The organism is Candidatus Accumulibacter phosphatis, assembly GCF_012939955.1.
In the GTDB taxonomy this organism is placed as follows: domain Bacteria; phylum Pseudomonadota; class Gammaproteobacteria; order Burkholderiales; family Rhodocyclaceae; genus Accumulibacter; species Accumulibacter delftensis.
Genome location: NZ_SPMY01000085.1, coordinates 1 through 3603 on the forward strand (window position 1 = coordinate 1; position 3603 = coordinate 3603).

At 61.2% G+C, this 3603-nt stretch carries 1 protein-coding gene and 1 pseudogene; both read left to right on the forward strand.

Annotated features, from left to right (window positions below; genetic code table 11):
* Positions 1-1795: pseudogene (locus tag E4Q23_RS21095) on the forward strand (3-hydroxyacyl-CoA dehydrogenase NAD-binding domain-containing protein); the annotation flags it as partial.
* 212 nt (positions 1796-2007) lie between these two features.
* Entirely contained in the window at positions 2008-3339 is a 1332-nt protein-coding gene (locus E4Q23_RS21100; RefSeq protein WP_169068452.1) for an OmpP1/FadL family transporter, read from the forward strand.
* Positions 3340-3603 lie beyond the last annotated feature (264 nt).

Below are 3603 nucleotides of genomic sequence, written 5' to 3' on the forward strand. Positions count from 1 at the left end.
ATTCTCGCTCGCTTCGACAGCGAGCCACCGAAAGGGCTGATTTTCCGTTCCGGAAAGTCGGCAGGCTTTATCGCCGGTGCGGACATTCAGGAGTTCACCCAGCTCGACACGCCCGCAAAAGGCATCGCGCTGGTTGAGCGCGGCTGGCAGCTCTTCAATCGCCTGGCAGCAGTCAGCTATCCGACGCTGGCGCTGGTGCGCGGCCATTGCCTGGGTGGCGGTCTCGAACTGGCGTTGGCGTGCCGCTATCTGCTGGTCGTCGACGAGCCAGCGACGCGGCTGGGCCTGCCCGAGGTGATGCTGGGCATCGGTTCCTGGCTGGGGAGGCATGTTGCGTCTGCCCGAGCGGATTGGCCCGCAGGCGGCGCTGGATATGATGCTCACCGGCAAAGCCCTCGATGCCAAGCGCGCCAAGCGCCTCGGTCTGGCAGACGACTGCGTGCCGGCCCGGGTGATGGACAACGCTGCTGCCCTGCTGATAGTCGCCGATCAGCCGCGTCGGCGTCCGCCCGTGCTGCAGCGGCTGCTCAATGGTCCGCTCAAGCCTCTGGTTGCGCGCGCCGCGAGAAAGCAGGTCGCCAGGCGCGCGCGCGTCGAGCACTATCCGGCGCCTTACGCCATCATCGATATCTGGGAGAAATACCGGGGCAATGCGCTGGCCGCCCCCGGGTTGATCGACCGCATCGTTCGTTCGCCGACGGCTCGCAATCTGGTGCGCGTGTTTTTCATGCAGGAGCGACTCAAGGGTTTCGGAAAAGCGAGTACCTACCAGGCCAAACGGGTGCACGTCGTCGGAGCCGGCGTGATGGGCGGCGATATCGCCGCCTGGTGCGCCTTGCGCGGGCTGACGGTTACCCTGCAGGATCAGGGAATGGAACGAATCGCCCCGGCCTTGCAACGCGCTTACGCGGCGTACCGCAAGCGCATCAAGGATCCGCGCGAGTTGCGCGACGTCATGGACCGGCTGATTCCCGACCCCGACGGACACGGCGCGAAGATCGCCGACGTGGTCATCGAAGCGATTTTCGAGAACGTCGACGCCAAGCGCGCCTTGCTCGAGCAACTCGACGCGGTGATCAAGCCGGACGCGGTGCTGGCGACCAATACTTCCAGCCTCAGGATAGAGGAGTTGAACAGTGGCTTGAGCCGGCCGGGACGCCTGGTCGGGCTTCACTTCTTCAATCCGGTTGCCACCATGCCGCTGGTCGAAGTCGTGGCCGGCGAAGGCGCCGACACGGAAATGCTGGCGCGTGGCACAGCCTTCGTCAAACAAATCGATCGCTTGCCGCTGCCGGTCAAGAGCGCGCCCGGATTCCTGGTCAACGCGGTTCTCGGGCCCTACATGCTCGCAGCGATGCGTGCTGTCGACGAGGGGCTCGCACTGGAAACCGTCGACGAAGCGATGCTCGCCTTCGGCATGCCGATGGGGCCGATCGAGCTGGTCGATATGGTCGGTCTCGACGTCGCCATGGCCGTTGGAAAGAGCCTCGCTGGCGCTGATGCCGAGCCGCCGCGCTGTCTGTTCGAGCGCTTCAACGCCGGCCACCTCGGCAAGAAATCGGGGCGGGGGTCCTACGAATATCGGCAAGGAAAGGCGGCCAAGGGCGTGCCAGGAAGCGTGCCGGCCGGTCTTGCCGAGCGCCTCGTTGCGCCCTTGCTCGAACGCACACAGCAGCTGGTCAACGATGGCGTCGTCGCCGACGCCGATCTGGCTGATGCTGGAGTCATTTTTGGTACCGGCTTCGCGCCGTTTACCGGTGGGCCGCTCAATTATTTGAGGAGCCGCAACGCCTGACAGCATCGGCAACGGCCGGACGAAGCTCTGGAGAAATCACTTAAGCCATCTTCAGCCGTGTTGCAATTAACCAACACGGCGAGAAGGAAGCGCTGCCAAACATTCTGTAACTAGAGATCTTTCCGGTAGTTGGTCTTAGCATGTGCCCACAAGGAGCAATTTGTGCGTGGCGAAAAGGCCACGCCAGATCACATTCAAGGGGGAACAAGAAAATGGCACAGCGGATTTCGATGAGAGTGATGCCGGCACTGCTTCTGGTGGCGTTTTCGGGTGCGGCGAGCGCCTCGGGTTTTCAATTGCTGGAGGCGGGCAGCGGTCTCGGCAATGCCTACGCCGGCTCGGCGGCCAAGGCCAACGACGCCAGCACGATTTTCTGGAATCCGGCCGGGATGACGCAACTGCAGGCGCGTGAAGTCTCCGGCGGTTTGACGGCAGTGCGGCCGAGCTTCAAATTCAATAACAAGGGATCCGCTGTCGGCGTCTTCAGTAGTCCCGTCGTTGGCGACGGTGACGATGCCGGTAGCTGGGCGTTTATCCCGAACGGATATATCTCGTGGGCGCTGAACAAGGATCTCTATATCGGTCTTGGTATCGGCGCGCCGTTCGGCAATGCCACCAAGTACGATAAGCCGTGGAAGGGCAGTGCGCAGTCGAACGAGTTCGATATAAAAACGATCAACATCAACCCGTCGATCGCCTATCGGGTCAACGAAAAAGTATCGCTGGGTGCCGGTTTCAGCTGGCAGAAGATCGAGGCCGATTACTATCGGCAGGTGGCCATACTTCCTGCCCAGGGCTTTGGGGCGCTGCCGCAGGTAGAATCGCACATGAGCATCGAGGACGATGCCTGGGGCTGGAACATTGGTGCCTTGTTTACGCTTTCGCCGTCGACCAAGGTCGGCCTGTCGTACCGCTCGACCGTCCAGTTCAATACCGACGGCAAGGTCAAACTGAGTGGCGATGGTACGGCAGCTGGCAATGCCACTGCCGCGGGCTTGGCCGTCAGGGGCGGGGCCAGCGATGTCAAGGCGGACCTCGAAGTGCCGGATACCTTCATTCTCAGCGTTACGCAGCAACTGAGCGACCGCTGGGAGATGTTGGGTGATGTGTCCTGGACGGGATGGAGTTCGATTCAGGACGTCGACATTATCCGCACCTCGGGGCTGCAAGCCGGCACTCCTGCGCAGATCCTGCGTGCGAATTTCGACGATACCTGGCGGGTTGCCATGGGCGCCAACTACAAGTATACGGACGCGATCAAGTTCATGTTCGGTCTGGCCTACGACCAGACTCCGGTCAAGAGTTCGAGCACTCGTCTGACCTCTCTGCCCGACAACGATCGCACCTGGTTTACCGCCGGGCTGCAGTGGAAGCCGGCCAAGGAACAGACGCTTGAACTCGGTGCGGCTTACATTTACATCCCAAATACGAAGATCAACCAGAACGAGACCACGATCAATCCCTTGACCAATCGCGGTACGGTCACCGGCGACTATGACTCCAGCGTCTGGCTTTTCGGAGCGCAATACTCGATGGCCTTCTGAGCAAGCGGCAGGCCTTAGAAAAACCCCGGTTTCCGGGGTTTTTTTTTTGACCGTCTCCGGGTGAGCGTTGCGCAGCAGCCCATTTGCCGTTGCCCTTAATGTGAAAGTCGCGCAAGCGACTCACGAAACTTCCTTCTCCCTCGCGGGAGAAGGGGCAGGGGAAGAGGGAAACGGTCATGACTTTCATGATTTGGGGTGTCTCCACGTGTCATGACCGTTAATGTGAAAGTCGCGCAAGCGACTCACGAAACTCCCTTCTCCTCG